Raw genomic sequence first — 26,280 nt, forward strand, 5'->3', positions numbered from 1 at the left:
GCTCAGTCGCGCACCGCGGGGAGCTCGTCCCCGGAATGCTGACGCGGCTTCAGCGCGGCGGCGGTCTCCTTGACGCTGTCGATCGTGCGTTCCGGCGCGCGGATCTTCTTCACCTTGCGGTAGCCGAGGAAGCCGAACAACGCGGCGACCACCAGCATCAGCGCGAACACGATGCCGAACGCGGCCCAGCGCACGAGCCATTCCGACAGCAGTTCGCCCAGGAAGAAAAAGAAGAAGAACGAGCTGTACAGCGCGACGACCAGGGCGATGACGAAGAAGACGCTGCCCTTGACGCCCTTCTTGACCTCGCCGACGACCTCCGATTTGGCCAGTTCGACCTCGGCCCTGACCAGCGTCGACAGGTGCTGTGTGGCGTCCTTGACCAGCGCACCGATCGACTGGTCCCCGTTCCGCTCGCGGTCGTCGGACAGCGGGAGGTAGGGGACGGCGCCCATGCCATCGGCATCGTTGAGTTGGTGCTTGGGGCTGCTCACGGGCTTCATCGTGCCACGTGCCGGTTCATCGGGCGCGGCGGGCGCGCTATTGGTCGTCGGTGTCTTCGGTATTCGCGTGGGCCCGGCTGCGCCGCAGCAGCAGCGCGGCGGCGGCGAGCGAGGCGATCGCGGAGGCGATCAGCACGGCGGCCTTCGCCTGCTCGGCCAGGTCACCGTCCAGCGCGAGGTCGGCGATCAGCAGGCTGACGGTGAAGCCGACCCCGCCGAGCACGGCCAGCGCGGTCAGATCCCGCCAGCCCATGCCCCGCGGTTTCGCCGCGAACCCCAGCCGCAGGGCGAGCGCGCTGGCGCCGAGGATGCCGATCACCTTGCCGCCGATCAGCCCGATCATCACCGCCAGCGGCAGCGCCGAGGTGAACACCGCGGCGAGCGCGTCGCCGTCGATCTCGATGCCCGCGGCGAACAACGCGAACAGCGGCACGGCCAGCGCCGCCGACCACGGCTGCAGCCGGTGCTCCAGCCGGATCGCCGGCGCTTGCTCCTCGCCGTCGTCCGGGCGGACGCGGGTGAGCAGGCCGAGCGCGACCCCGGCGATGGTGGCGTGGATGCCCGCCGAGTGCACCGCGACCCAGGTGATCACCGCCAGCGGCACGTAGATCCACCACGCCCGCACACGCCGGTGTTGCAGCCAGGCGTAGAGCGCCAGCGAGACCAGCGCGACGCCCGCGGCGAGCAGGTTGAAGCCGGTGGTGAACAGCACCGCGATGACGATGATCGCGCCCAGGTCGTCGACCACCGCCAGGGAGAGCAGGAAGACCCGCGCGCTGCTCGGCAGGTTCGACCCGGTCAACGCCAGCACGCCGAGCGCGAAGGCGATGTCGGTGGCCACCGGGATGGCCCACGCGCGGTCCATGCCGGGCTCACCCCAGCCGATGGCCAGCGCCAGCACCGCGGGCACGACCATGCCGCCGAGCGCGGCGAAGATCGGCAGGATGGCCTGCTTGAACTTCGACAGCTCGCCGACCACCAGTTCGCGCTTGAGTTCCAGCCCGGCGACGAAGAAGAACAGCGCGAGCAGGCCGTCCTTCGCCCAGTCCCCGATGGACAGGTTCAGGTGCAGGAAATGCGGGCCCAGCGAGAAATCCCGGATAGCGCGGTAGACCTCGCCGAGCGGGGAATTCGCCACGAGCAGCGCGAGCGCGGTCGCGGCCAGCAGGATCAGCCCGCCGGTGGTCTCGGTGCGCAGGTAGCGCGCGAATTCGGCGGCCTTGGCGGGGAACCGGGATTCCGGTGTGCTCACGAGTGCTCCGTTTCCGGGGTCGGCTGTTGCCTCGCCGACCAGACTTCCCGGCACACCTTTACGGGATTTTAGTGCCCGAACGGGTGGTCCCGGTGGCGAACGTGGGGCGCGCCACGGGTGACTTGCCGGACAGCACCGTCAAGACGACCGGACCTGTTCGTTGTTCACCGGCAGTCCTAGCATTCGCTTCGACAACGATGTCTCGGAAAACAGGATGGACACATCGTGAGTACTACCTCTACCGAGGTCGGCAAGGACAAGGGGTTCTTCGGGCACCCACGAGGGCTGGCGAACCTCTTCGGCGTGGAGATGTGGGAACGCTTCTCCTTCTACGGGATGCAGGGCATCCTCGCCATCTACCTCTACTACGCGACCACCGAAGGTGGCCTCGGCCTGGAGAAACCGACCGCGCTCGGCATCGTCGGCGCGTACGGCGGCCTGGTCTACCTCTCCACCATCGTCGGCGCCTGGATCGCCGACCGCCTGCTCGGCTCGGAGCGCACGCTGTTCTACAGCGCGTTGCTGATCATGGCCGGGCACATCAGCCTCGCGCTGCTCCCCGGGTTCGCCGGGGTCGGCGTCGGCCTGGTGTGCGTCGCCCTGGGCAGCGGCGGGCTGAAGGGCAACGCCACCGCGCTGGTCGGCGGGCTCTACGCGGAGAACGACGAACGCCGCGACGGCGGCTTCACCCTCTTCTACATGGGCGTCAACGTGGGCGGCTGGATCGGCCCGCTGCTCACCGGGCTGGCGCAGGAGGAACTGGGCTTCCACTACGGCTTCGGGCTGGCCGCGATCGGCATGGCCGCCGGGCTGGTCCAGTACACGCTGGGGCGCAAGAACCTGCCCGAAAGCGGCCGTGTGGTGCCGAACCCGCTGCCCGCGAACCGCCGTCCGCTGGTCGCCGTGGTCGCGGTGGCGGTGGTGGCGCTGATCGTGGTGGCGGTGCTGACCGGGTTCGTCACCGCGGAGAACCTGTCCGACCGCACCATCCTGGTGATCATCGTCGCCTCGGTCGCGTACTTCGCGGTATTGCTGACCAGTAAGAAGACCACCCCGCTAGAGCGCAGGCGGGTGGCGTCGTTCATCCCGATGTTCATCGCCAGCGCCGCTTTCTTCGCGTTGTTCCAGCAGCAGTTCACCGTGATCGCGGCTTACACCGACGAGCGGCTGAACCGGAACCTGTTCGGCTGGGAAATGCCGGTTTCGTGGATGAACTCGGTGAACCCGGTGTTCATCCTGCTGTTCGCGCCGGTGTTCGCGGTGATCTGGACGAAACTGGGCGACCGGCAGCCGTCGTCGCCGGTCAAGTTCGCGCTCGGCACCGCGCTCGCCGGGGTTTCGTTCCTGCTGTTCCTGCCGCTGGCAGGCGGCGGACCGTCGTCGACGCCGCTGCTGGCGCTGGCCGGGATCATCCTGGTGGTGACCTGGGCGGAGCTGAGCCTGTCGCCGGTGGGGTTGTCGCTGTCGACGAAGCTCGCGCCCGCCGCGTTCCAGACGCAGATGGTGGCGCTGAACTTCCTGTCGGTCGCGCTGGGCACGGCGTTGTCCGGCTGGCTGGCGCGGTTCTACAGCGCGGAGAACGAAGGGCCGTACTTCGGCACGCTGGGCGCGATCTGCATCGGGATCGGGATCCTGCTGGTGCTCGGTTCGCCGTTCATCAAGAAGATGATGTCCGGGGTGCGCTGAGGCGTGCCATCATGGAGGCCGCTTTTTCGCGTCGCCGAGGGGGACTCTTGCGGGACCGGATCTATGCCTTGCTGACCACCGCGGTGGGAATCTTCCTGCTGGTCGGCGGCATCGTGACCCTCAGCGATGACACGGTGAAGTGCGGCAGCCAGACGATCAGCGAAGGCGACACCTGCACGGAGATCTCCCGGCGCACGGGTCCCTCGAACGAGCGAACCTTGGCGGAGCAACGCGGGGAGAACACCAAAACCACCTGGTTCCTCCTGGGCGGCGGCGCCTTCATGCTGGGCGGTGGGGCCCTCTGGACCTACACCCAATTCCGGAAGCGCCCCGCCGATCCGCCCCACGCCTAGGCGAACGCTATGAATGGGGCATTACTTGCATTGAACGCAAGTAATGCCCCACTCATAGCATTGGCGGCGGTCAGCCGATGGGGGCCGGGAGCGGGCGTACTCGGTAGGCCAGGTCGATGACGTTTCCGGTGTGGGGGTCGCTGAGTTCGACCTTCCAGGAAGCGGTGAACTGGTCCACGCCGTGGTGCATCGGGATCGTGCCGGAAATGAGGATCACGCCTGGTTCGTACCAGCCGCGGGAGCGCAGGACGTCCAGCCAGTAAGCCGGGGTCAGCAGTTCCGCGAGTTTCCCGTGCTGGATTTCCACGTCGTCCGCCCAGGCGCGTAGGACCAGGTCGTCGAGCCGGTCTTCCACGTCGACCAGTCGCCACGCCTGGCGCGCGAGGACGTCCGGGCCGGCGTTCTTGCTCCACGCCACCCCGTGCACTTCGAGCGCCCGGTCGGTGTGGTCGCACGCGGCGGTCAGCAGGACGTCTTCCGGCGACGGGCCGGTGATCACCAGCGCCCACTCCGCCTCGCCCGAGGTGCGTTCGTGTTGCACCGGGACCTCGTCGGTCTGGCTGGCCAGGTAGGGCGCCACCGGGTACAGCGCGGGCGTGGTCGACGGCGCCGGGACACCCAGTTCGGCCAGTTCGGCCACGTGCGCGGCGACGTCGTCCTGGCTGCGGCCGGCGTAGCCCGCGTTCAGCAGCGTGTGCACTTCCGTGTGCACCTCGGTGCCGTCCGGCAGGGTGAAGCTGAGCCGTGGGTACTCCGGCATGGAACCTCCTGACCTGGTAAAACTCAATTGGGACTTGCGCATGCAAGATGTATACAACCAGTATTACCGCAACTCGGCACCACGGCCAAACGGGATGTGAGCGATGACTGCACAAGAACAGGTGGACCGCCGCTCGCTGCGGCGCGCCTTCGCGGCGAGCCTGTCGGGAACCGCGCTGGAGTGGTACGACTTCGCCGCCTACTCGGTCGCCGCGGCGACCATCTTCGGCGAGTTGTTCTTCCCCGCGGGCGACAACCTGGCGGGCACCATGGCCGCCTTCTCCACCTACGCCGTCGGCTACCTGGCCCGCCCGCTCGGCGGCTTCATCTTCGGCAGGCTCGGCGACGTGATCGGCCGCAAGCGCGTGCTGGTGTTCACGCTGATCCTGACCGGCGTCGCCACCTTCCTGATCGGCGTGCTGCCGACCTACGAGAACATCGGTGGCTTCGCCGCGGTGCTGCTGGTCGCGCTCCGGTTCGCCCAGGGCGTCGGCATCGGCGGTGAGTGGGGTGGCGCGGTCCTGCTTTCGAGCGAGTTCGGTGATCCACGCAAGCGCGGGTTCTGGGCGTCGGCCGCCCAGGTCGGACCGCCGGCGGGCAACCTGCTCGCCAACGGGGTGCTCGCCCTGCTGGCCGTGCTGCTCACCGAAGCCCAGTTCAACTCTTGGGGCTGGCGGATCGCGTTCCTGCTCTCCGGTGTCCTTGTCTTCTTCGGACTGTGGATTCGCCTGAAGCTGGAAGAAACCCCGGTGTTCAAGAAGATCGCGGAGAAGGGCGACCGGCCGCAGGCGCCGATCTCCGAGGTGTTCCGCGACGAGCGCCGCGGCCTGGTCGCAGCCGTGCTGATCCGCGTCTGCCCCGACGTGCTCTACGCGTTGTTCACCGTCTTCGTGCTGACCTACATGACGCAGGAACTGGACATGTCGCGCAGCGAGGGGCTGACCGCGGTGATGATCGGCTCGGCGTTCCAGCTCGTGCTCATCCCCGCCGCCGGCGCGCTGTCCGACCGGGTCAACCGCCGCAAGCTGTACCTGGCGGGCACGATCGCGGCCGGGATCTGGCCGTTCGTCTTCTTCCCGATGGTCAGCGGTGGCTCGTTCCTCGCCGTGGTGGTCGGCATCGTGCTCGCGCTGGTCATCCACGCGCTGCTGTACGGCCCGCAGGCCGCGCTGGTCACCGAGCAGTTCTCGCCGCGCCTGCGCTACACCGGCAGCTCACTCGGTTACACGCTGGCCGGCGTGGTCGGCGGGGCGCTCGCGCCGCTGCTGTTCACCGCGTTGTTCGCCGGTTTCGGCACGTGGCTGGCGATCGCCGGGTACGTGCTGCTGACCGCGATCGTCACGATCATCGGCGTGCTGCTCAGTCGCGACCCCGACCCGGCGGAGTACGAACCGCGCGAAGACGTCGATCAGCTGGTCAACTGAAGTTTGAGGGTGGTGTCGAGGTGGTGGTCGATGGCGGCGTGCGTGGCGGCGAGGTCCCGCGCCGCCAGGCCGTCGACGATCGCCCGGTGCTCCTCGCAGACGGCGAGCTGACGGTTCGGGCAGGCGAACAACGCGACCAGTCCGGCCCGCAGCTGCCGGTCGCGCAGTCCGGCGTAGGCCTTGCTGAGCATGGCGTTCCCGGCGGCGTCGATGAGCAGGGTGTGGAAAACCGTGTCCAGCTCGATGAATTCCCTCGCCTGCGCCGGATCGTCCACATCGGACTGCCGCTGGAGGGTGGCCCGCATCTGCTCCACCGGCGCCCCGGCACCGGCGATCGTCTTCTCCGCGGCGAAGCGTTCCATCATGCCGCGCAGCTCGATCAGTTCGGAGAGGTCGCGGCCGGTGAGCGGGGCGATGTAGGCGCCGCGGTTGGGCACGAGTTGCACGAGGTCTTCGGCGGCGAGCATCAGCAGTGCCTCGCGGATCGGCGTGCGCGAGACGCCGATGCGGGTCGCGAGCTCCTGCTCGCTGATGAACTGGCCCTGCGCTGCGGGGTCCGGCAGCACCGAACCCTTGAGGAACTCGTAGGCCTTCTCGCGGCCGGACCGGGCGGCCATCCGTCCCCCCTAGTTTTGTATACGACCTGTATACGAATAGTACATGCCAGGCAGCTGGAGGACGTGAGCCGAATGAAGGAACACCACTACGCCATGACCGTCACGTGGACGGGGAACCAGGGCGAAGGCACCGCCCGCTACCGCGACTACTCGCGGGCGCACGACGTCTACATCCCGGGCAAGCCGGTGCTCGCCGGTTCGGCGGACCCGGCCTTCCTGGGCGACCGCACCCGCTGGAACCCCGAGGAACTGCTGGTCGCCTCGCTGTCGGAGTGCCACATGCTCTGGGTGCTCGCGCTCGCCGCGGCGAAGAAGGTGGTGATCACCGGCTACGCCGACGAGGCGGACGGCGTGATGGTGGAGGATGCCGACGGCGGCGGGCAGTTCCGCGAGGTCACGCTGCGCCCGGTGGTCACCGTGGCCGAGCCGGGCATGGTGGCGGCCGCGGAGGAACTGCACGCGGTCGCGCACGCGAAGTGCTTCATCGCCCGGTCGATGAACTTCCCGGTCCGGCACGAGCCGAGGACGCTGGCATGAGCGACTGGCGCACGCTGTCCACTGTGGAGGGTCTTCCGCTGCTCGGCGGCACCGGCACCTTCCGTACCAGGGAAACCGTGGATTCCGGGCTGCTGTACGAGATCCGCTATCCGGCGGGCGTCGGCTCGCCGGAGCACCGGCACGACCACGACAGCATCATCTACCTGCTTTCCGGTGAACTTCGCGGCACGATCGACGGCCGCGAGGTCCGGCTCACCCCGGGGGAGACGGTGGTGCACCCGCGCGACGTGCCGCACACCGTCGAGGCGGTGGTGGACAGCCACTGGCTGGAGTTCAAGTCACCACTGCCGTGGCGGACGCCGCTGAGCACCTAAAACAGAATCGGGGCTGCCGCGATGATTCGCGTCAGCCCCGATTCCGTTGTGGAAAAGTCTTACTGCTCGAGTTCCGCGAGCGCCTTCTTGGCCTCTTCGAGCTCGGCCTCGAGCTGGGCCACCTTCTGCGCCTGCTGTTCGCGGGCGGCGTTGATGACCTCGTCGATCGGGCCGGAAAGCTCTTCGTGCAGCTCCTTGGCCGCACGGGACACGGCCGCGGCCGGGATCTCGATGCCCCGGGCGATCCACTTGCTGCCGTGCTTCAGTTCAGCCTGCCATTCGCCGTCGGCGGTGCCGGTGACGGTCAGCGTCAGCTCGACGGTCCGGGTCTTCTTCGCGGTGGTCGGGCCCTTCGGGCGACCGCGCTTGGGCTTGGCGTCCTCGGTTGCCTGGGGAGCCTCCGCCTGGCCGTTCTCGGAGACCGGCTCCGCGGCCGGCGCCTCGGGTTCTGTCAAGGAATCCACGGTCATCGCAGGTCTTGTCTCCTTGCCGCATAGATGGGTTCTCCCAGCGCGACAGCCTAGAACATGCGTTCGATCACCGCGCGCCGGGGGTGGGCAAGCGTAGCGGACCTCGCTATAGTCGAGTTCGACTAGCCGACTTCGACTAATGGGAGCCGTCGTGCGTGCCCGCCGCACCCCGCTGAACCTCGCCGTGCTCAGCCTGCTCAACGAGCAGCCGAGGCACCCGTACGAACTGCAGTCCCTGATCAAGGAGCGCCACATCGCCGACGTGGTCCGGATGCGCGGGGGCTCGCTCTACGACGCCATCGCACGGCTCGTGGCACTCGGGTTCATCGAGGTTTCCGGCACGGCACGTGAAGGGGCACGTCCGGAACGCACCGTCTACGCGATCACCGGCGCGGGTCGCGAGGAGCTGGTCGAATCGCTGCGCGAGTACGTCGGTGAGCGGGCGGAGGAGTACCCCGTGTTCGCCGCCGGACTCGCGCACATCGGCCAGCTTTCCCTTGCGGAGGCGGAAGAACTGCTGCGCCGACGGGAACAGGAGCTGGCCGGGCTGACCGAGCACTGGGAGAACGGGCTGCGCGACGCGCTCGCCACCGGGCTGCCCAGGGCCGTGCTGCTGGAAGTGGAGTACGCGCAGGCGATGCGCCGCGCGGAGTTGGCCTGGTTGCGCGAAATCCTGGCGGATCTGCCTGGATTGGGCTGGAGCGAGGGAGAGTCATGAGCGGAGTTTCGCTGCCACGCGGATTGCGGACGATCAACCGCGTGGTCAAGGCATTGCAGGGTTCGGGCCTGCGGCTCGGCGATGTCCACGTGCTGACCGTGGTGGGACGCAAGAGCGGACGACCGCGGAGCACCCCGGTCACACCGTACGAAGTGGACGGTGAGCGGTACCTGCTCGGCGGTTACCCCGGCGCCGACTGGGTGCGGAACGCCCGAGTGGCGGGCGAAGGCACGCTCGCGCACGGCCGTCGCAAGAGGCGGGTGCGGCTGATCGAGGTGCCGGTGGCGGATCGGGGTCCGATGCTGCGGGCGTTCCCGGAAAAGGTGCCCAACGGCGTGGACATGATGGTGAAAGCGGGCGCGGTCACCGAGGGCAGCCCCGAGGAATTCGAGGCGAAGGCCGACCGCTTCGCAGTGTTCCGGGTCGTGGGCGCGTAACCGCCCACGACCCGGGAACCGGGGTTATTCGTCGGACTTGCCGGAGTTCAGGCCGGAGGAGATCAGGTCCATCACCGACGAGTCGGCCAGCGTGGTGACGTCACCGACCTGGCGGTTCTCGGCCACGTCGCGCAGCAGGCGGCGCATGATCTTGCCCGAGCGGGTCTTCGGCAGCTCCGGCACGACCATGATCTGACGCGGCTTCGCGATCGGGCCGATCTCCTTCGCCACGTGGTTGCGCAGCGCGGTGATCGCCTCCTCGCCCTTGGCCTCGTCCTGCGCCACGTTGCCGCGCAGGATGACGAAGGCGACAATGCCCTGCCCGGTGGTCGGGTCGGCCGCGCCGACCACGGCCGCCTCGGCCACCGTCGGGTGCGACACCAGCGCCGACTCGACCTCGGTGGTGGAGATCCGGTGCCCGGACACGTTCATCACGTCATCCACCCGGCCGAGCAGCCAGATGTCGCCGTCGTCGTCGTACTTCGCGCCGTCACCGGCGAAGTAGAAGCCCTGGTCGGCGAACCGCGACCAGTAGGTCTCGCGGTAGCGGTCGTTGTCGCCCCAGATCCCGCGCAGCATCGACGGCCACGGCTGGTCGAGCACGAGGTAGCCACCGCCACCGCGGCCGACCTCGGTGGCCTGGTCGTCGACCACCTTCGCGGAGATGCCCGGCAGCGCGCGCTGCGCCGAACCCGGCTTGGCCGCGGTGACGCCCGGCAGCGGCGAGATCATGATCGCGCCGGTCTCGGTCTGCCACCAGGTGTCCACGATCGGTGCCTTGCCCGCGCCGATGTTCTCGCGGTACCAGATCCACGCCTCGGGGTTGATCGGCTCGCCGACGCTGCCCAGCACGCGCAGCGAGGACAGGTCGTACTTCTCCGGGATCTCCTTGCCCCACTTCATGAACGTGCGGATCAGCGTGGGCGCGGTGTAGTAGATGGAGACCTTGTACTGCTGGATGATCTCCCAGTGCCTGCCCTCGTGCGGGGTGTTCGGCGTGCCTTCGTAGACCACCTGCGTGACGCGGTTCGCCAGCGGGCCGTAGACGATGTAGGTGTGCCCGGTGACCCAGCCGATGTCGGCGGTGCACCAGTAGACGTCTTCGCCCGGCTTGTGGTCGAACACGGTGTGGTGCGTGTACGCGGCCTGGGTCAGGTAACCGCCGGAGGTGTGCAGGATGCCCTTCGGCTTCCCGGTGGTGCCGGAGGTGTAAAGGATGTAGAGCGGGTGCTCGGCGTCGAAGGCCTCCGGGGTGTGCTCCTCGGACTGCGAGTCGACCAGTTCGTGCCACCACAGGTCGCGGCCCTCGGTCCACGGCACGTCGGTTTCGGTGCGGCGCACGACGATGACCTTCTCCACCGAGTCCGCGCCCTCGAGCGCCTCGTCGACGTTGGCCTTCATCGGCGCGGCCTTGCCGCGGCGGAACTGCCCGTCGGAGGTGATGACCACTCGCGCCTGGGCATCGTCCACGCGGGACCGCAGCGCGGTGGGGGAGAAGCCGCCGAACACCACGCTGTGCGTGAGGCCGAGGCGGGCGCAGGCGAGCATCGCGACGATCGCTTCGGGCACCATCTGCAGCTGGATCGCCACGCGGTCGCCCGCGACCAGGCCGAGGGAGGCGAGAGCATTGGCGGCCTTGGAGACCTCGCGCTTGAGGTCGGCGTAGGTCAGGTCCCTGGTGTCGCCCGGCTCGCCGACCCAGTGGATGGCGACCTGGTCGCCGTGGCCGTCGTCGACGTGCCGGTCCACGCAGTTGTAGGCGACGTTCAGCTTGCCGCCGACGAACCACTTGGCGAACGGCGCGTCGGACCAGTCGAGCACCTGCGTCCACTTGGTTTCCCAGTGCAGCCGTTCGGCCTGCTTGGCCCAGAACGCCTCGCGATCGGTGTCGGCTTCGGCGTAGAGGTCCGCGGTCGCGTTGGCCTGGGCGGCGAATTCGTCGCTGGGCGGGAAGGTCCGGCTCTCGTTGAGCAGATTGTCGAGCGCCGGCGACTGCTCGGTCATGGTGCGCTGCCTCCTGAATCGCGAAATCCTCGGCTACCCCGGGGGCACCGTAGCGACGTTGGTACCCGAAGTAAAAGGTTGCCTTGAGGTTACACACGCGCAGGTCGATCGGCTGGTACGAGAAAATGCCGCCGGTGGGCCGCCGGGCGCGGACGAACGGCGCCTCAGCCCAGACGAGCGGCCAACCGGTCGCGCACGAACGGCCATTCCGGTTTGGTGACGGAATACAGCACGGTGTCCCGGATCGAGCCGTCCTTGCGGACGCGGTGCCCGCGCAGCACCCCTTCCTTGACCGCACCGAGCCGCTCGATCGCGCGCTGCGACTGCTCGTTGCGGATGTCGGTCTCCCACGACACCCTGTTCGCCTCGATCTCGTCGAAAGCGTGCTGCAGCAACAGGAATTTGGCCTCGGTATTCACCGCGGTGCGCTGCCACGGCCGGCCGATCCAGGTGTGGCCGATGCTCAGGATCCGGTGCTTCGGCACGATCCCGTAGTAGGAGGTGGTGCCGGCGACCGCACCGGTCCGCACGTCGACCTGCGCGAAGGCGACGCGGTCCGGGTCGGCGAGGATGTCGTCGACCATCGCCTCGGCCTCGGCGTCGGTCTCCGGCCGGAACGTGCTCAACCAGGTCCAGACCACTGGGTCGGACCCGGCCTCGCGCAGCCCGGCGGCGTGGTCGGTGGTGAGGGGTTCTAGGCGCACGTGCTTGCCGACGAGCGTCGGCCGACGGGTCCATTCGTTGATCACAGCCTCGAACCTACGAACTCGAGTGGACTTGGCACAGAGCCATTTTCACCCGATTACAGCAGGCCACTTGGTCTGTGCCTATGCTCGGGAAGTGGCAGAACGCGAAGAGCTGACCTGGGAACTGTTCGGTGAGGCGAGCCGGGCGCTGGCCGAGGAGGTCGCGGGCAGCGGGTACGACCCCGACCTGATCCTCTCCATCGCGCGCGGCGGGCTCTTCGTCGCGGGCGCGCTCGGGTACGCGCTGGACGTGAAGAACCTGCACGTGATGAACGTGGAGTTCTACACCGGGGTCGATCAGCGCCTGGACCTGCCGGTCATGCTGCCGCCGGTGCCGAACGTGGTCGACCTGACGCAGAAGAAGGTGCTCATCGCCGACGACGTGGCCGACACCGGCGCCACGCTCAAGCTGGTCCGCGACTTCTGCGTCGACCACGTGGCCGAGGTGCGCTGCGCGGTGGTCTACGAGAAGCCGCACTCGGAGATCAGCAGCGACTACGTCTGGCGGCGGACGGACAAGTGGATCAACTTCCCGTGGTCTTCGCAGCCGCCGGTGGTCAAGCGGGATGAGCAGGTGCTGGACGCATGACCGATCCGCTCGCCCCGCTGCTGGACCTCGACGGTGTCGCCGCCGCGGTGAAGTCCGCGCAGGACGCCGTGTTCGCCGTGCACCGCCACCCGGCGAACCTGCGTGCCGGTGCCGCGACCGCCGCGGAGGCCTCGGTGCGCGCCGCCCGCGCGTCGGCCGGGATCGACGGCGGTGATCCGGACATCCCGGTGGCGGGCTCGGTCAGCGACCCGGTGCTCGCGGGCTCGCTGCGCGTGGCCGAAGCCGTGGAGTCGCTGCTCCCGGTCTGGCGCCGGGCGCCGCTGCAGGCGCTGGCCAAGCTGCACGTGCTCGCCGCCGCGGACCTGACCGCCGACGCCGACTCGCTCGGCAGACCCCGCCAGGGCACCGCCGGGCGCCTCGAACTGCTCGGGCAGCTGGTCACCGGCGCGACCTCGGTGCCGGGACCCGTGCTCACCGCGGTGGTGCACGGCGAACTGCTCACGCTGCGGCCGTTCGGTACCGCCGACGGCGTGCTCGCCCGTGCCGCCGCGCGGCTCTCGATGGTCGCCACCGGACTCGATCCGAAGGCGCTCACCGTGCCCGAGGTCGCGTGCTTCCGGCACGTGCGGAAGTACACCGCGGCCGCCGAGGCGTTCGCCTCGGGCGAGCCGGACGGTGTGCGCGAGTGGTTGCTGTTCTGCTGCCAGAGCTACGAAACCGGCGCGCGCGAAGCGACCGGTATCGCGGACTCGGCGGGCTAGCCCCCGCCGGCCCACCACCGCCCTCAACGGGGCGCTCTGTCCTAGCTGGCGCGCATGTGCAGTGACGCCAAGGCGTTGCGCACGTGCCCCTGGTTGGCTTCCAGCGCCTTGCCCGCCGTGGTGGTGTCCACTCCGGACAGCAGGTGCACCAGCGCGACCTTGAGGTCGTCACCGGACTCGGCCAGCGCTTCGGAGCAGTCCTGCTCGCTCATGCCGGTGGCCTCGCGCAGGATGCGCACGTTGCGGCCGCGCAGCTTCGCGTTGGTCGCCCGCATGCTGACCATCAGGTTGGAGTAGGTCCGGCCGAGCTTGATCATCGTGGCGGTGGAGAACGCGGTCAGGATGATCTTCTGCGCGCTGCCCGCCTTCATCCGGGTGGACCCGGCGATGGCTTCCGGGCCGGTGTCGACCGCGATCAGCACGTCCACGCCCGGCACGTTCTGCGAACGCGGGTTGCCGGAGACCAGCGCGGTCCGGCAGCCCGCCTCGGAAGCGGCCGCGAGCGCGCCGAGCACGTACGGGGTGCGCCCGGAGGCGGTGAGGCCGAGCACGAAGTCGCCCGGCTCCACCGATTCGCGGAGTTCGGCGGCACCGGCGGTGTCGTCGTCCTCCGCGTTCTCCACGGCCTGCCGGAGGGCGCGGGGCCCACCGGCGTGGTGCGCGACGAACCAGTCGGCGGGCACGTTGAAGGTCGGGACGAGTTCGGCCGCGTCGAGGGTGGCGAGCCTGCCGGAGGTGCCGGCACCGACGTAGTGCACGCGGTGCCCGCCCCGGAGGGCCTCCACCGCGAAGTCCACCGCGCGGGCGATCTGCGGCAGCACCGCGTTGACCGCGTCCGGGACCAGCTTGTCCTCGGCGTTGAGCGCGCCGAGGATGCCCACGGTGGACATCAGGTCGATGTCCATGGTGCGCGGATTCCGCTGCTCCGTCGGGGAGTCCACGTGGACCACCTGGCGGCGCAGGCCGACGAGGGGCCGAACTGTGTCCTTCACCTTCACATCCCTCATTTCCCGGTCTCCCTTGGCCGGCGGCGGCCGTCCGGCCGGACGCCGAGCCGGTGGTGGCCGACGGCGTCACGGGTGGCGTCCAGCGCGGACACGGCGGCGTCCATGTGCCGCTGCGCCACGCCGATGAACATGCAGTCGATGACGGTGAGCTGGGCGATCCGGCTGGCCGTGGCCCCCGAGCGGAAGGTGGTTTCCCTGGCCGCGGTGGTGAGCACGTGGTCGGCCACCTCGGTGATCGGGGAGCGGGGGAAGTTGGTCAGCGCGATGGTGATGGCGCCGTGCTCACGGGCCACGCGCAGGGCTTCCACGGTGTCGGTGGTGGCCCCGGTGTGCGAGATGCCGACCGCGACGTCGCCGGGCTTCAGCACGGCGGCCGAGGTCAGCATGATGTGCGTGTCGGACCAGGCGAAGCTGACCCGGCCGATGCGGTGCAGCTTCTGCTGCAGGTCGGCGGCGACGAAGGCGCTGGCGCCCACGCCGTAGACGTCCACCCGGCCCGCGCCGGCGATGAGCTCGATGACCCGCTGCAGGGCGGCCACGTCGAGCTGGTCGGCGGTCTCCTCGACCGCACGGGCGTCGGCGAAGCTGACCTTGCCGATCACCGCGGCCAGGTCGTCGTCCGGGCCGATTTCGCCGCCGAGGTTGCGGCTGGAGTGGACCTCGGACCGCGCGGTGTCCGCGGCCAGCGCGATGCGCAGCTGCGGGTAGCCGCCGACGCCGATGGCCTTGCAGAACCGGGTCACCGTGGTCTCGCTGGTGTTCGCGGCCAGCGCGACCTCGGTGATGCTGCGTCTGGCGACGTTGGACGGGTCATCGAGGACGACTTTGGCCACGCGCTGCTCCGCCCTGGCCAGGCCGGGGAGCAGCGACCGGATCCGGACCAGCGGGCTGGCTTCGGATTCCCGCACGACGGCGGGCGTTTCCGGGGTGGAGTCCGCTGCGGACTCAGGGCTGGTCACCGTGGGAAACTTACTAACCGTAGGAATCTGCGACAAGGCAACCCACACCCTTCGAGAGGAGTGCCACCCGACGGTGTTACCTGGTCGGGCAGCGCGAACTTGGTTGCTGTGAAAGTCGCTAACCAGGTCGAAGATGTTAACGTTCACTTGTTAACAACTTCGCAACTTGCTACACCCAGTGAAACTATCTGCCTCGACTGAGCCGAACGGGTAACGAAGTTGTGACTAGTCGTAGAAGATTCAACATCTTTGCGCCCGTTCAATGAGCGCTTGGTGACTCAACGACTACGCAACTGCCATCCCTCGGGCGTTACAGCTTCCGGCGCGCGTTCCAGGTCGAGGACGGCGTTACCGGACACAACGGCCTTAACGCCGTCCAAGAGCACGCCGCGGCCCGTGTACGCCTTGTCCGTGGTGTAACGCCAGCGCAGGGCCACAATTTCACTCGGCAGCACCATCGCGCTGACCGTCCACCAAGATCGGTGCCCGGTGCCGGACAGCGCCGTGACCTCCCCGCCGGGCGCGCCGGGGCCGACGGCCCGGAGTGACACCGGATGCCAGCTTGTCCCGTCCACCGTGGACTCCAGCATGAGCTGATCGGTCGGTTCGGTGTCCACGAAGGCGTCGAAGGTCACCCGCAGTGGGCGGCTACCGAGCGTAAGCGGTTTCGTGGTGAGGGTCGCCGTGGAGAGGTTGCCGATTTCGGTGAACCACGCGTCGGCGCCGTGCTTCGGCGGTACCGCGAGCGCGCGCGCCAGGCCGGTGGCCCAAGCCTCCCTGGCGACGTTGATCGACCCCCAGCTCCGGGTCGGGTGCACCCGGTTGGTCAGCAGGATGGCGATCGAGCGCGAGGTCGGGTCGATGACCAGCGAGGTGCCGGTGAACCCGGTGTGCCCCGCGGTGGCGGGTGAGGTCAGCCCGCCCATGTACCAGAGCTGGTCCAGTTCGAAGCCGAGGCCGTGGGCGTTGCCGGGGAAGGCCTGGTTGTAGTCGGTGAGCATCTGCCGGACGCTGTCCTCGCGCAGGATCCGCTGGCCGCCGTAGGCCCCGCCGTTGAGGATCGCCTGCCCGAGCCGGGACAGGTCGGCGGCGGTGGAGAACACCCCGGCGTGCCCGGCGACCCCGCCGAGCGACCAGGCGTTCTCGTCGTGCACCTGGCCGCGGACCATGCCGCGGTCCGGCACGGCCATGAACTCGGTCGCGGCGACCCGGTCGAGCTTCTCCGCGGGTGGGTTGTACCCGGTGTCCACCATGCCCAGCGGCTCGGTGATGTGCTCGCGCACCCGTACGTCCAGCGGCTGCCCGGTCAGCCGCTCGACCAGCACGCCCAGGGTGATCAGGTTCAGGTCGGAATACTTGTAGGTGCTGCCCGGCTGGTACATCGGCTTGACGTCCATGACCGCCTTGATGCGCGCGGCCTTGTCCGGCCAGTCGCGCCACAGCGGCAGGAACGGCTCCAGCCCGGAGGTGTGCGTGAGCAGCTGACCGACGGAGATCCCCGCCTTGCCGTTCACGCCGAACTCCGGCAGGTAGGTGGCCACCGGCTCGTCGACCCGGACCTGCCCGGCCTCGATCAGCTGCATCACCGCGAGCGAGGTGAACAGCTTCGAGATCGACGCCAGGTCGAAGATGGTGTCCATCCGCATCGGCACCTGCTGCCCGGCGGGCAGTTCGGTCCCGGCGCCGTCGGCGTAGCGCAGCGCGGACCCGGCCGTGTGCGTGTTGACGATCATGCCGTCGTGGATCTGCACGCCGACCGCACCGGCGAACAGCGGGTGCCCGGTGCTGTCCGGCCGGGTCCAGGCGTCGACCTTCTGCTCGGCGGCCACCAGCGGCGCCGGGTCGAGCCCGGCCTCCGCGGGCGTGGCCGGGCGCAGGGTGGTGCCCGGCGGGGCGAAGCCCGGCTGCGGCCGGTCGAACCGGCCCGCCACCGCCTCGCCCTCCGCGGCGACCACGCTCGAGGTCATGCCTGCCATGGTGACCGCCGCGATCGCGATCAGCGCGCCGAGCCTGGTCCGCATCGGTTCCCCTTACCGGTAGAGCAGGTACTGCCGCCGCTTCCGGTCGAAGTCCGCCAGCTCGCCCTGCCACGAGCCGACGATCTCGTCCACGCCCGCGCCCGCGTCGATCATGGTCCGCAGGCGCGTGGAACCGGAGAGCTTGTCGATGAAGTTGTCCGGCCGCCAGCCGAACAGGTCCGGGTGCACCTGCTTCGCGGTGACCAGCATGGCCACGCCGGTGCGGATCGCGTCGAAGGCCCGCGCGTCGGTGACGGTCAGCTGGACCCCGCCGCAGGTCTCGCCGACGAACTTGTGGAACGTCGGCACGAAGTAGTTCTCGCGGAACCGCGCGCCCGGCAGGTTCAGCTCGTCGAGCGCCTCGCGCCAGCGCCAGTCCAGCTTGGGCGCGCCGATGATCTCGAACGGCCTGGTGGTGCCGCGGCCCTCGGAGAACACGGTGCCCTCGAACAGGCAGGTGCCCGGATAGGCGAGCGCGGTGTCCGGCGTGGGCACGTTCGGGCTCGGCGGGGTCCACTGCAGCCCGGTGCCGGCGAAGAAGGTGTCCCGCCGCCAGCCCCTGACCTGGATGATCTCCAGCTTCGCCAGCTGCACGCCCTCGGCGGGCAGGAACTCCCCCTGGAAGAAGCGGGCCAGCTCGCCGACGGTCATGCCGTGCTGCTGCACGATCGGCTTGCGGCCGATGCCCGAGGCGAACGCCGGGTCCAGCATCGGCCCGTAGGCCTTGCCACCGAGCGGGTTCGGCCGGTCCAGCACGACGAAGGCGGCGCCGGTCTTCGCGGCGGCCACCATCGCGGTGTACATGGACCAGATGTAGGTGTAGAAGCGGGCGCCGACGTCGGCGATGTCGAACACCACGGTGTCCACGCCCGCCTTGGTCAGCATCCCGGCCAGCTTCGTGGCGTCGGCGCCGTACGCGTCGTACACCGGGACGCCGGTGCGCGGGTCCACGTAGTCGCCCTCGGACCCGCCGGCCTGCGCGCTGCCGCGGAAGCCGTGCTCCGGCCCGAACACGGCCAGCGGGCGGACGCCGGCGGCCACCATCGAGTCGACGATGTGCTCGTAGTTCGCCAGCACACCCGTCGGGTTGGACAGCACGCCGAGCTTGCGCCCGGCGAGCGGCTGCCAGCCCTGCTTGGCCAGCTGGTCCGCGCCGGTGACCACGCCGTGGTGCTGTGCCGTGTTCTCCTGCGCGCTCGCGCTGCCCACGGTCAGCAGTGACGCCGCCGCCGCGCCGCCGAGCAGGCGCCTCCTGGTGAAGCCCATCGCGTTACCAGCCCAGTCCGTGGCCGAAGGGGAAGAGGACCTGGCCGTCGGCCGCCGGGATGTTGACCGGCAGCTTGCCCTGCGGCGCCACCTCACCCTTGAGCACCTTGGCCAGCGAGTTCATCGTGACCTCGCGCCAGTCGTAGGTGACCGCCCAGGTCGGCACGTCCGCGTACCCCGGGTCGTACGGTTCCTGCACGCCGACCGCGATGACCGGCTTGCCGGTGGCGAGCAGGCCCTTGACCAGGTTGACCTGGTTCGCGCTGGTGCGCAGGCCGCTGGTCAGCACGATGACGGTGTCCGCGGCGTTCGCCGCTTCGACGGCCTTCGCCACGGTGGCGGCGTTCGGGCTGGTGCCGGTGGACAGCCCGGTCGCGCCCAGCGCCTTGGCCAGCGCGGCGACCGGCTCGGCGCCGTAGCCGGGGTAGTCGGGCCGGTTCCAGCCGGTGACCAGCACCTTGCCCGCGTTCGGCAGCGGCAGCAGGTTCGCGTCGTTGCGCAGCACGGTGGTCGTGCGATCGGTGAGCGCCTGCACGTCGGCCAGGTGCTGCGGGGTGCCGACCTTGCCGGCGACCGCGTTCACGTCGGCCATCGGCTTGGCGAAGACACCGCGCTTGAGCTTCAGCTTGAGGATGCGGATGACGCTCTCGTTGATCCGGTCCTCGGTGATCCGGCCGCTCTTCACCGCGTCGAGCACGCCGTTGATCGCCACGTCCAGGTGCGGCGGCATGAGCATCTGGTCGACGCCCGCCTCGAGCGCGAGCACCGGGATCTCGTGGTCCGGGTGCAGCTTGCGCACGCCCGCCATCTGCAGCGAGTCGGTGACCACGACACCGCGGTAGCCGAGTTCGCCGCGCAGCAGGTCACCCATGATCGGCTTGGACAGGGTGGCCGGGTTCCCCGACGGGTCCAGGCTCGGCACGGTGATGTGCGCGGTCATGATCGAGTCGGCGCCCGCGTCGATCGCGGCCTGGAACGGCGGCAGGTCGATCTCGCGCCACTCCTGCTCGGTGCGGTCGATCTGGGGCAGGCCGGTGTGGCTGTCCTCGGCGGCGTCACCGTGGCCGGGGAAGTGCTTGGCGGCGGTGGACACCGTTTCGGTCGCGCGCCCGGAGCGCTGGTAGCCGTCGATCTCCGCGGTGACCAGCGAACTGGCCAGCGCCGGATCGGCGGAGAACGACCGCGAGCCGATCACCGGGTTGAGGTGGTTGGAGTTGATGTCCGCGTCCGGCGCGAAGTTCTGCGAGATGCCCACGGCCCGCAGTTCGTGGCCGTTGATGGTGGCCAGGCGCTGGGCGTCCTCGGTGCTGCGGCCCGCGCCGATCGCCATGCTGCTGGGGAACTCGGTGGCAGGCTTGCCCATGCGGGTGACCCGGCCGCCTTCCTGGTCGATCGACAGGATCAGCGGCAGCCGCGCGTTCGAGTCCAGTGCGGCCCGCTGCAGGCCGTTGGAGAACTTCGCGAGCTGGACCGGGTCGTCGATGTTGTCGGTGCCGGGGTTGTTGAAGTAGATGACCCCGCCGACGCCGAACTTCTCGACCACTTCGGCGGCGGTGCCCACGCCGTACTTGGTCTGGTTGCCCGAGTGCACCTCGTCGGCCGACTTGCCCCAGACGTCGGCGACGAACAACTGGCCGACCTTCTGCTCCAGCGTCATGCCCGCGAGCGACTGCCGCGCTTCGGCCGTCTCGGCTTCGTCCAGCCGTTGCGCCGCCTGCTCCCGCTTCACCGGGCTGTCCGCCGGGTTCATCGCGGAGGCGGGAACGGCCCCCGCGAGACCGGTGGTGGCGAGCAACGCGGCGAGCGAAGCGGCGACCGCATGATGCCTCCGGGGGTGGTTTCGCGTGCGCGCGATACTCACGTCGGCCTCCCTGTTCTGTTCTGCTTGCTGACAGGTGTAGCCGGTGTGGCGTGGGTGACTCACTTGAATGGACCGGCATCGGGAAGCTACTCACCGGAGCTGGGCAGGTCAACGACCCGCTGTGCCGTTCGGAGTACGCAGCGCTCACACCGTGACTCCGGCGTGTCATGAATATCGTTCAAGCCCCGAACGTGCTGCAGGCGGTACCGACGAATCGGCACCGCCTGCTCGCGCGGACTGCTGGGTTACCAAGCGTGCAACTCCAGTCGTACCTACCTGGACTCGGCGTCCGGCGTCCCGGTACGCAATCCCTAGACGACAAGCCTCCCGCGGCGTGCTGCGCGTGGGTGCCCGGAGTCCGCGCACGGAGTTCTTTCGGGGTGGAGTGAGGCTTCTCTTCGCCTCGTCCCTGGCCGACAAGATGTCCGCACTCACTTTGTACGCCAGTGACGCCGGTCACTTCAAGGGCTTGATCGGGTGCACCGGTACAGAGACCCGATTCAGTGACCCCCGCACCCGCTGTCACCAGCGGTTATGGCATCCGGGTGGAGTTTCAGGGCTTGCTTTTCCGGCGTTTGGCGAGGCCGTACCAGGTGGCACCGGCGGCCACCGCGCCCACACCGATGCCGACCGCGAGCGCCGGGCCCGCGAGGCGGGTCCGCAGCGGCACGGGGTGGGTGAAGGCGAGCACCGGCCAGCCGCGTTCGGCCGCCAGCCGGCGCAGCAGCCGGTCCGGGTTGACCACGTGCGGGCTGCCGACCACTTCGAGCAACGGGATGTCGGTGCTGGAGTCGGTGTAGGCGGCGCAGCCGGCCAGGTCGTACCCGCGCTCGGCGGCCAGGCGCTTCGCCGCGACCGCCTTGTTCTCGCCGTAGCAGTAGAAGTCCACTTCGCCGGAGTAGCGGCCGTCGACGATCTGCATCCGCGTGCCCACGCTGTGGGTGGCGCCGAGCATTTCCGCGATCGGCGAGACCACCTCCTCACCGGTCGCGGACAGCACGATCACGTCGTGGCCCTTTTCGCGGTGTTCGGCGATCAGCTCGGCGGCTTCGGCGTAGACCAAGGGATCGACGACGTCGTGCAGGGTCTCGGCGACGATCGCGCGCACCTGCTCCACGTCCCAGCCGCGGCACAGCGCGGAGATCTCCGCGCGCATCCGCTCGGTTTTGCTCGCGTCCGCCCCGGAAAGCGAGAAGACGAGCTGTGCGTACGCGCTCTTCAGCGCGGCGCGGCGGTTGATCAACCCGCGGCTGAGCAACGGTCTGCTGAACGCCAGCGCGCTGGACGAGGCGATGATCGTCTTGTCCAGGTCGAAGAACGCGGCCACCGGGGACGCCGACGGTGTGAAGCGGGGATCTGCCACCCCACAACCATAAGCGCGGTCCGGGGGTGGGCCCGACACCGTCCCGCGCCGGGGGTTGAAAATCCACGACAGGGACCGGTCGTGGACCCGTAGTTCCGTTACCGAATTGTGGGCGTCTTGAACAGCGATAACGCGCTGATCCGGTGGTTACAGTGGACTGGCCCGGTGTCACCCGGGCCGGTTCAGTCCGACCCCCCGGGGCTGGACCTCCAGCGACCCCCGCCCCTCCCCCCTGGCGGGGGTCGCTCTATTTCCCGGGCTCCCCAAGTTGTCCACAGCAGGCCACTTGTCCACAGGGGACCCACCTCGATCTTGTCCCGCCCCGCCCGCACGGGCGACCGTGGAAGCCGGGCCACCCCAGGCCCGTCCAGCGGAAAACGGGGGGACAACTGTGACCGGAAATCGTGCGCTCGTCGTCGCGGCCGACACGGTCGTGCTCGACGAAGTACTGCGCCTCGCCGCGGTCGCGAATTGCGAAACCGAGTGCGTGCCCGATCTCGTCGCCGCCCGGGCGCGCTGGAAAGAAGCGCCACTGGTGCTGGTCGACGAGGTCGCCGTCGCCGAAGACGACCCGGTTCGCCTGCCACCGAGAAAAGGCGTGCTGGTGGTGTGCAAAGGGCCGCCGGCGCCGGGTACCTGGCAGCGCGCGTTCGCCGTGGGCGCGCAACAAGTGCATTCCCTGCCCGATGACGAAACCGCGGTGCTGAAGGCGTTCGCCGAAATAGTCGAGGGTCCGGCGCGCCCCGGCGGCCGCGTGCTCGCGGTGGTCGGCGGACGAGGTGGCGCAGGCGCTTCCGTGCTCGCCGCCGGCATCGCCACCACCGCGGCGTCCGCCGGCGAAAACGTCCTACTGGTCGATTGCGACCCATTGGGCGGTGGCCTGGATGTCCTCTTCGGCGCCGAAAACCACCAGGGTCTGCGGTGGCCGGCATTACGGGTGGATTCCGGGCAGGTCCTGTTGTCCGCATTGGAAACGGCGTTACCCCATCGCGATTACGGCACCGGCCGCATCCGTTTCCTGTCCACCGGCGAGAAAGGCCCGGACCCCAGCGGCGAAGCCATCGCCGGCGTGGTCACCTCCGCCCGCCGCGCGGGCCGCCTCGTCATCTGCGACCTACCACGGCATCTAGGCGGCGGCGCCGCCGAAGCCGCCGCCCGCGCGGACCTGGTGCTCGTGGTCGTGCCACCGGAAGTACGGGCGTGCTCGGCCGCCAAACGGGTCGTCGACCTCCTACGCCGCACCGGTGCCGACGTCCGCCTGATCGTCCGGGGCCCATCCCCAGGCGACCTCTCCGCCGCCTACGTCTCCGCCACCGTCGACGTCCCCCTGCTCGCCGAACTACGCACCGAGCGCCGACTGGCCCACGCCATCGAAAAGGGCCACTTCCACCCCAAACCCCACGGCCCCCTCCACACCACCGCGACGACCGCCCTGGCCGCCCTGACCACCCTCCCGGAGCCCACCCCATGACCACCCCACGCACCCCCGCCCAACGCGCCCCCGCCCACCCGACCGCCTCGCCCGCATCCCCGCCTCCTCAACCGGTCGCCTCGTCCTCGCCCACGCCTACTCACCCGATGGCCTCGCCCTCGCTTCTCCACTCGGCCGCTTCGCCCGTATCTCCGCCCCTTCAACCGATCGCTTCGCCCTCACTCGCGTCCCGGCAGACACCTCAGCCGACGGCCTCGCTCCCACACCCGAAACCCCACCCGCCTCGGCCGTTCGCCTCGCTCGCCTGCCCCACGCCCCAACGGCCTCGCCCGAGCGCCCTGGCGTCGGCCACATCCCGACCCCCTCGGCCGCTTGCCCCGGCGACATCCCGGTGCCCGCGCCCTCAACCACCCCACCCACTCGCCTCGGCGTCGGCCTCGTCCGCGTCGCCTCGATCGCCTCAGCCGGTGGCCTCGAACTCCGCCCCATCGCCACATCCACCGTCGGCGACGCCGCTCGTGAGCCGAGCGCCCTACCGTCCATTCGCGACTCCGGAAGCCGCTGATCTAGCGGAGCGCATCCGTACCTGCCTCGCCCGTGACGACGCTCGTCCCCTTTCGCTCGTCTCTGCCCCCTACACATCAGCCGACACCGATCGGCACTTCCCGGCCCACTGCCAACGAGGCCCGAGCAATCCGGAGCTCGCGTCATGACCGCCGATCTCCTCGAGCGCGTCCGAAGACGCCTCGCCCGTGACGGCGCCGGGCCCACCGCGCTGGCCGAGGCCGTGCGCGCCGAGGCGACCGGCATCGCCGGGCACGAGGAACTGCTCGAGACCCTTCGCCTCATCCGGCACGAGTTCGTCGGCGCCGGGCCCCTCGAACCGCTCCTGTCCGATCCCGGCGTGACCGACGTGCTCGTCACCGCACCGGCCGAGGTCTGGGTCGACGGCGCCGAAGGACTCAAGCGGACCGACATCAGCTTCGCCGACGAGGACGCGGTCCGGCGGCTCGCGCAGCGCTTGGCGCTCAACGCCGGGCGGCGGCTCGACGACGCCCAGCCCTTCGTCGACGGTTGGCTCCCCGGGTCCGGTCCGCACGGCCGCATCCGGCTTCACGCCGTCCTGCCGCCTCTGGCTCCCGACGGGACCTGCCTGTCCCTCCGCGTACTCCGCCCGGCGGTGCACGACCTCGCCGAACTCCAGCGGCTCGGCACGTTCGGGGCGACCGGGGCCGCCGTGCTCCGATCGATCGTCGCCGCGCGACTGGCCTTTTTGGTCACCGGTGGCACCGGCGCCGGCAAGAGCACCCTGCTCTCCGCGTTGCTGGGCATGGTCCCGGCGACCGAGCGCATCGTCTGCGTCGAGGACGCCGGGGAACTCCAGCCGTCGCACCCCCAGTTCGTCCGGCTCGTCGCCCGTCCGCCCAATGTGGAGGGTGCCGGTGAGGTCACCCTGCGCGACCTGCTCCGCCAGGCGTTGCGCATGCGGCCGGACAGGCTGGTCGTCGGCGAGGTCCGCGGCCGCGAGGTGTGCGAGCTGCTAGCCGCGCTGAACACCGGGCACGAAGGCGGCGCGGGCACCCTCCACGCCAATTCGCCGACAGAAGTCCCGGCCCGGCTCGAGGCGCTGGCGGCGCTCGGCGGCTTGTCCAGGGACGCGGTCCACAGCCAGGTCGCCGCGGCGATCCGGGTGGTGCTGCACATGGTCCGCGGCCCGGACAACACCCGGCGCCTCACCGAAATCGCCGTGGTGCGCCGAGGCGGCGACGGGCTCCAAGCCCTCACGGCCTGGCAAGACGGGATCTGGACCGAGCACGGACCCGCCCTGCGCAGCCTCCTTCCGGGAGGCGCCCGATGCTGACCCTCACCCTGCTGCTTGCCGCGGCCGCGCTGCTCACCTGGCCCGGCCGAGCCACCGGCCTCCGCCTCCGAGGACGAACGCACCGGAAAACGGGCGATCGCGGCCGTCTACTCGCGACCGTCCTCGGTGGTGCCATCGCGTTGCTGGCGGCTTTCTTCGTGCTCGGCCCGGCCGGTCCGGTCGTGGCCCTGGTGCTGGCAGCGGCCGGCCGGTACTTCTGGAAATCGGCTGCCACCAACAAAGCCCGCATAGCCACGGCCGCGAGCATGGCCGAAGCCATCCGCACGATGGCGGCCGAACTCGACGCGGGCGCCGATCCCGCCGTGGCTGCCGAGTCGGCTGCCATGGACGCGCCTCCCCAGGTCGCGGCGGCGATCCGAGCCGTCTCCGGCGCGGTCCAGGTCGGCGAAACCTCGGTGCGGGAGGTGCCCGGCTTGCCCGAAGGGTCCGTCGGTCAGCTCGCCCGGTCCTGGACGCTGGCCCAGCGCTACGGGCTGCCGATGGCGAAGGTGCTGGGTGCCGTGCGGCGCGATCTCGACGCGAGCGTGGAGTTCGCCAAGCGGACGCATGCCGCGATGTCGGGCCCGAGGACCAGCGTGCTGGTGCTCGCCGTGGTGCCGCTCCTCGGGATCGGTATGGGCGAGGCGATCGACGTGCGGCCGTTGCACATGCTCGCCCACACCGGCCTCGGTCAGGTGGTGCTCGTGCTCGGTACGTCCTTGATGGCCGCGGGCCTCGCCTGGACGGCCCGCCTGACCAGGGTGGCGCTATGACCGCCGTCGCGGTGGCGCTGCTCGCCGGAGCCATAGCGCTTTGGCCGGGCCAGACCCGATTGCCACGCAAGGTCGAGCGCCGTCGATTGCCGCTGGTCGCGCGGTTCGCCGTCGGACGTCCGCGGGCTCCGTCCGCTGCGGACGCGCGCCGCCTCGCGACTTGCTGGGATCTGCTCGCCGCGGCTCTGAGAGCTGGGCTGCCGGTGCCGGTCGCGATCCGCGCGGTCGCGCCGGGCGCGCCTGCCGAGGTGGCCGCGACCCTGCGATCGACGGGCGAACTGCTCGCCTTGGGCGCGGACCCGGTCGAAGCCTGGAAGGCGGCGAGCACCTGCGCCGACACCGCCGAACTGGCGCGAGCCGCTCGTCGCACCGCGAAGTCCGGGGCGGCGTTGGCCGGGGTCGCCGAGGTGATGGCCGAGCGGGTCCGCGCGGCGATGGCGGACCGGATCGAGGCTCGTGCGCAACGGGCAGGCGTGCTCGTCACCGGGCCGCTCGGGCTCTGCTTCCTGCCCGCCTTCCTTTGCCTCGGCCTGCTGCCCCTGCTCGTCGGCCTGGCCGGACAACTGCTGTGAACCACGAAAGGAAACC

General features: G+C 69.9%; 26 protein-coding genes. 13 read left to right on the forward strand and 13 right to left on the reverse strand.

What is annotated here, in order from left to right:
* Positions 1-2 precede the first annotated feature (2 nt).
* Both L3Q67_RS13180 and nhaA read right to left on the reverse strand, forming a co-directional pair.
* On the reverse strand, positions 3-503 hold the full coding sequence (locus tag L3Q67_RS13180) for a phage holin family protein (protein ID WP_209663035.1): 501 nt from the start codon (positions 501-503) through the stop codon (positions 3-5).
* Between the two features lie 37 nt (positions 504-540).
* Positions 541-1,755, reverse strand: a complete 1,215-nt coding sequence (gene nhaA, locus L3Q67_RS13185; protein WP_499189770.1) for a Na+/H+ antiporter NhaA — start codon at positions 1,753-1,755, stop codon at positions 541-543.
* Between the two features lie 225 nt (positions 1,756-1,980).
* Here nhaA and L3Q67_RS13190 point away from each other — a divergent pair, with 225 nt between their 5' ends.
* Both L3Q67_RS13190 and L3Q67_RS13195 read left to right on the forward strand, forming a co-directional pair.
* Positions 1,981-3,441 (forward strand): peptide MFS transporter, encoded by a 1,461-nt coding sequence (locus L3Q67_RS13190; RefSeq protein WP_499189771.1) that lies wholly within the window; start codon positions 1,981-1,983, stop codon positions 3,439-3,441.
* A 47-nt stretch (positions 3,442-3,488) separates the two neighbouring features.
* Positions 3,489-3,794: a hypothetical protein gene (locus tag L3Q67_RS13195; RefSeq protein WP_499189772.1), complete on the forward strand. Its 306-nt coding sequence runs from the start codon at positions 3,489-3,491 to the stop codon at positions 3,792-3,794.
* 70 nt (positions 3,795-3,864) lie between these two features.
* Here L3Q67_RS13195 and L3Q67_RS13200 read toward each other — a convergent pair whose 3' ends face one another.
* A complete protein-coding gene (locus tag L3Q67_RS13200; RefSeq protein ID WP_499189773.1) occupies positions 3,865-4,554 on the reverse strand; it encodes a DUF2848 domain-containing protein in 690 nt (229 codons plus the stop codon).
* Positions 4,555-4,657: 103 nt separating this feature from the next.
* Here L3Q67_RS13200 and L3Q67_RS13205 point away from each other — a divergent pair, with 103 nt between their 5' ends.
* On the forward strand, positions 4,658-5,977 hold the full coding sequence (locus tag L3Q67_RS13205) for an MFS transporter (RefSeq protein WP_499189774.1): 1,320 nt from the start codon (positions 4,658-4,660) through the stop codon (positions 5,975-5,977).
* On the opposite strand, the gene L3Q67_RS13210 is transcribed toward L3Q67_RS13205, so the two are convergent.
* Positions 5,962-6,594, reverse strand: a complete 633-nt coding sequence (locus L3Q67_RS13210; RefSeq protein ID WP_499189775.1) for a GntR family transcriptional regulator — start codon at positions 6,592-6,594, stop codon at positions 5,962-5,964. The two genes, L3Q67_RS13205 and L3Q67_RS13210, sit on opposite strands and share 16 nt — an antisense overlap.
* Before the next feature lie 72 nt (positions 6,595-6,666).
* On the opposite strand from L3Q67_RS13210, the gene L3Q67_RS13215 reads away from it, so the two are divergent.
* Positions 6,667-7,131: an OsmC family protein gene (locus L3Q67_RS13215; protein ID WP_499191520.1), complete on the forward strand. Its 465-nt coding sequence runs from the start codon at positions 6,667-6,669 to the stop codon at positions 7,129-7,131.
* Positions 7,128-7,466 (forward strand): cupin domain-containing protein, encoded by a 339-nt coding sequence (locus tag L3Q67_RS13220; protein WP_499189776.1) that lies wholly within the window; start codon positions 7,128-7,130, stop codon positions 7,464-7,466. Before L3Q67_RS13215 ends, L3Q67_RS13220 begins: the two co-directional genes overlap by 4 nt.
* A 59-nt stretch (positions 7,467-7,525) precedes the next feature.
* Here the strand turns inward: L3Q67_RS13220 and L3Q67_RS13225 are convergent, their stop codons facing one another.
* Positions 7,526-7,936, reverse strand: a complete 411-nt coding sequence (locus tag L3Q67_RS13225; protein ID WP_209663027.1) for a DUF6319 family protein — start codon at positions 7,934-7,936, stop codon at positions 7,526-7,528.
* Between the two features lie 151 nt (positions 7,937-8,087).
* Between L3Q67_RS13225 and L3Q67_RS13230 the strand changes: the two genes are divergently transcribed.
* Complete coding sequence (locus L3Q67_RS13230; protein ID WP_499189777.1) at positions 8,088-8,654, forward strand: PadR family transcriptional regulator; 567 nt, start codon at positions 8,088-8,090, stop codon at positions 8,652-8,654.
* Positions 8,651-9,091 carry a PNPOx family protein gene (locus L3Q67_RS13235; RefSeq protein WP_499189778.1) on the forward strand — a complete coding sequence of 147 codons (441 nt, stop codon included), beginning with the start codon at positions 8,651-8,653 and terminating at the stop codon, positions 9,089-9,091. The genes L3Q67_RS13230 and L3Q67_RS13235 overlap by 4 nt, the downstream gene beginning before the upstream one ends.
* Before the next feature lie 24 nt (positions 9,092-9,115).
* Here L3Q67_RS13235 and acs read toward each other — a convergent pair whose 3' ends face one another.
* Positions 9,116-11,095: an acetate--CoA ligase gene (acs, locus tag L3Q67_RS13240; RefSeq protein WP_499189779.1), complete on the reverse strand. Its 1,980-nt coding sequence runs from the start codon at positions 11,093-11,095 to the stop codon at positions 9,116-9,118.
* Positions 11,096-11,259: 164 nt separating this feature from the next.
* Positions 11,260-11,841 (reverse strand): GNAT family N-acetyltransferase, encoded by a 582-nt coding sequence (locus tag L3Q67_RS13245; RefSeq protein WP_499191521.1) that lies wholly within the window; start codon positions 11,839-11,841, stop codon positions 11,260-11,262.
* A 94-nt stretch (positions 11,842-11,935) separates the two neighbouring features.
* On the opposite strand from L3Q67_RS13245, the gene L3Q67_RS13250 reads away from it, so the two are divergent.
* Positions 11,936-12,430, forward strand: a complete 495-nt coding sequence (locus L3Q67_RS13250; protein WP_499189780.1) for a phosphoribosyltransferase — start codon at positions 11,936-11,938, stop codon at positions 12,428-12,430.
* A complete protein-coding gene (locus L3Q67_RS13255) occupies positions 12,427-13,152 on the forward strand; it encodes a Fic family protein (protein ID WP_499189781.1) in 726 nt (241 codons plus the stop codon). Before L3Q67_RS13250 ends, L3Q67_RS13255 begins: the two co-directional genes overlap by 4 nt.
* A 41-nt stretch (positions 13,153-13,193) precedes the next feature.
* Here the strand turns inward: L3Q67_RS13255 and L3Q67_RS13260 are convergent, their stop codons facing one another.
* The 6 genes from L3Q67_RS13260 to L3Q67_RS13285 all read right to left on the reverse strand — a co-directional run bounded on the left by L3Q67_RS13260 (position 13,194) and on the right by L3Q67_RS13285 (position 21,626).
* Positions 13,194-14,144 carry an N-acetylmuramic acid 6-phosphate etherase gene (locus L3Q67_RS13260; protein ID WP_499189782.1) on the reverse strand — a complete coding sequence of 317 codons (951 nt, stop codon included), beginning with the start codon at positions 14,142-14,144 and terminating at the stop codon, positions 13,194-13,196.
* An 11-nt stretch (positions 14,145-14,155) separates the two neighbouring features.
* Positions 14,156-15,118, reverse strand: a complete 963-nt coding sequence (locus L3Q67_RS13265; protein ID WP_499189783.1) for a MurR/RpiR family transcriptional regulator — start codon at positions 15,116-15,118, stop codon at positions 14,156-14,158.
* Positions 15,119-15,396: 278 nt separating this feature from the next.
* A complete protein-coding gene (locus tag L3Q67_RS13270) occupies positions 15,397-17,139 on the reverse strand; it encodes a serine hydrolase domain-containing protein (protein ID WP_499189784.1) in 1,743 nt (580 codons plus the stop codon).
* A 9-nt stretch (positions 17,140-17,148) separates the two neighbouring features.
* Positions 17,149-18,402 carry an exo-beta-N-acetylmuramidase NamZ family protein gene (locus tag L3Q67_RS13275; RefSeq protein ID WP_499189785.1) on the reverse strand — a complete coding sequence of 418 codons (1,254 nt, stop codon included), beginning with the start codon at positions 18,400-18,402 and terminating at the stop codon, positions 17,149-17,151.
* A gap of 4 nt (positions 18,403-18,406) precedes the next feature.
* On the reverse strand, positions 18,407-20,257 hold the full coding sequence (locus L3Q67_RS13280; RefSeq protein ID WP_499191522.1) for a glycoside hydrolase family 3 protein: 1,851 nt from the start codon (positions 20,255-20,257) through the stop codon (positions 18,407-18,409).
* 559 nt (positions 20,258-20,816) lie between these two features.
* Positions 20,817-21,626 (reverse strand): HAD family hydrolase, encoded by an 810-nt coding sequence (locus L3Q67_RS13285; protein WP_499189786.1) that lies wholly within the window; start codon positions 21,624-21,626, stop codon positions 20,817-20,819.
* A gap of 391 nt (positions 21,627-22,017) precedes the next feature.
* On the opposite strand from L3Q67_RS13285, the gene ssd reads away from it, so the two are divergent.
* From ssd to L3Q67_RS13305, 4 genes are all read left to right on the forward strand, one after another.
* Positions 22,018-23,097 carry a CpaE-like family protein gene (gene ssd, locus L3Q67_RS13290; protein ID WP_499189787.1) on the forward strand — a complete coding sequence of 360 codons (1,080 nt, stop codon included), beginning with the start codon at positions 22,018-22,020 and terminating at the stop codon, positions 23,095-23,097.
* 670 nt (positions 23,098-23,767) lie between these two features.
* Positions 23,768-24,919, forward strand: coding sequence for a TadA family conjugal transfer-associated ATPase (locus L3Q67_RS13295; RefSeq protein WP_499189788.1), 1,152 nt, complete (start codon positions 23,768-23,770; stop codon positions 24,917-24,919).
* Positions 24,913-25,692 carry a type II secretion system F family protein gene (locus tag L3Q67_RS13300; protein ID WP_499189789.1) on the forward strand — a complete coding sequence of 260 codons (780 nt, stop codon included), beginning with the start codon at positions 24,913-24,915 and terminating at the stop codon, positions 25,690-25,692. The genes L3Q67_RS13295 and L3Q67_RS13300 overlap by 7 nt, the downstream gene beginning before the upstream one ends.
* A complete protein-coding gene (locus tag L3Q67_RS13305; RefSeq protein ID WP_499189790.1) occupies positions 25,689-26,264 on the forward strand; it encodes a type II secretion system F family protein in 576 nt (191 codons plus the stop codon). Before L3Q67_RS13300 ends, L3Q67_RS13305 begins: the two co-directional genes overlap by 4 nt.
* The last annotated feature ends 16 nt before the right edge of the window (positions 26,265-26,280 follow it).

Origin of the sequence: Saccharothrix sp. AJ9571, assembly GCF_021725495.1 — a bacterium.
GTDB lineage: Bacteria > Actinomycetota > Actinomycetes > Mycobacteriales > Pseudonocardiaceae > Amycolatopsis > Amycolatopsis magusensis.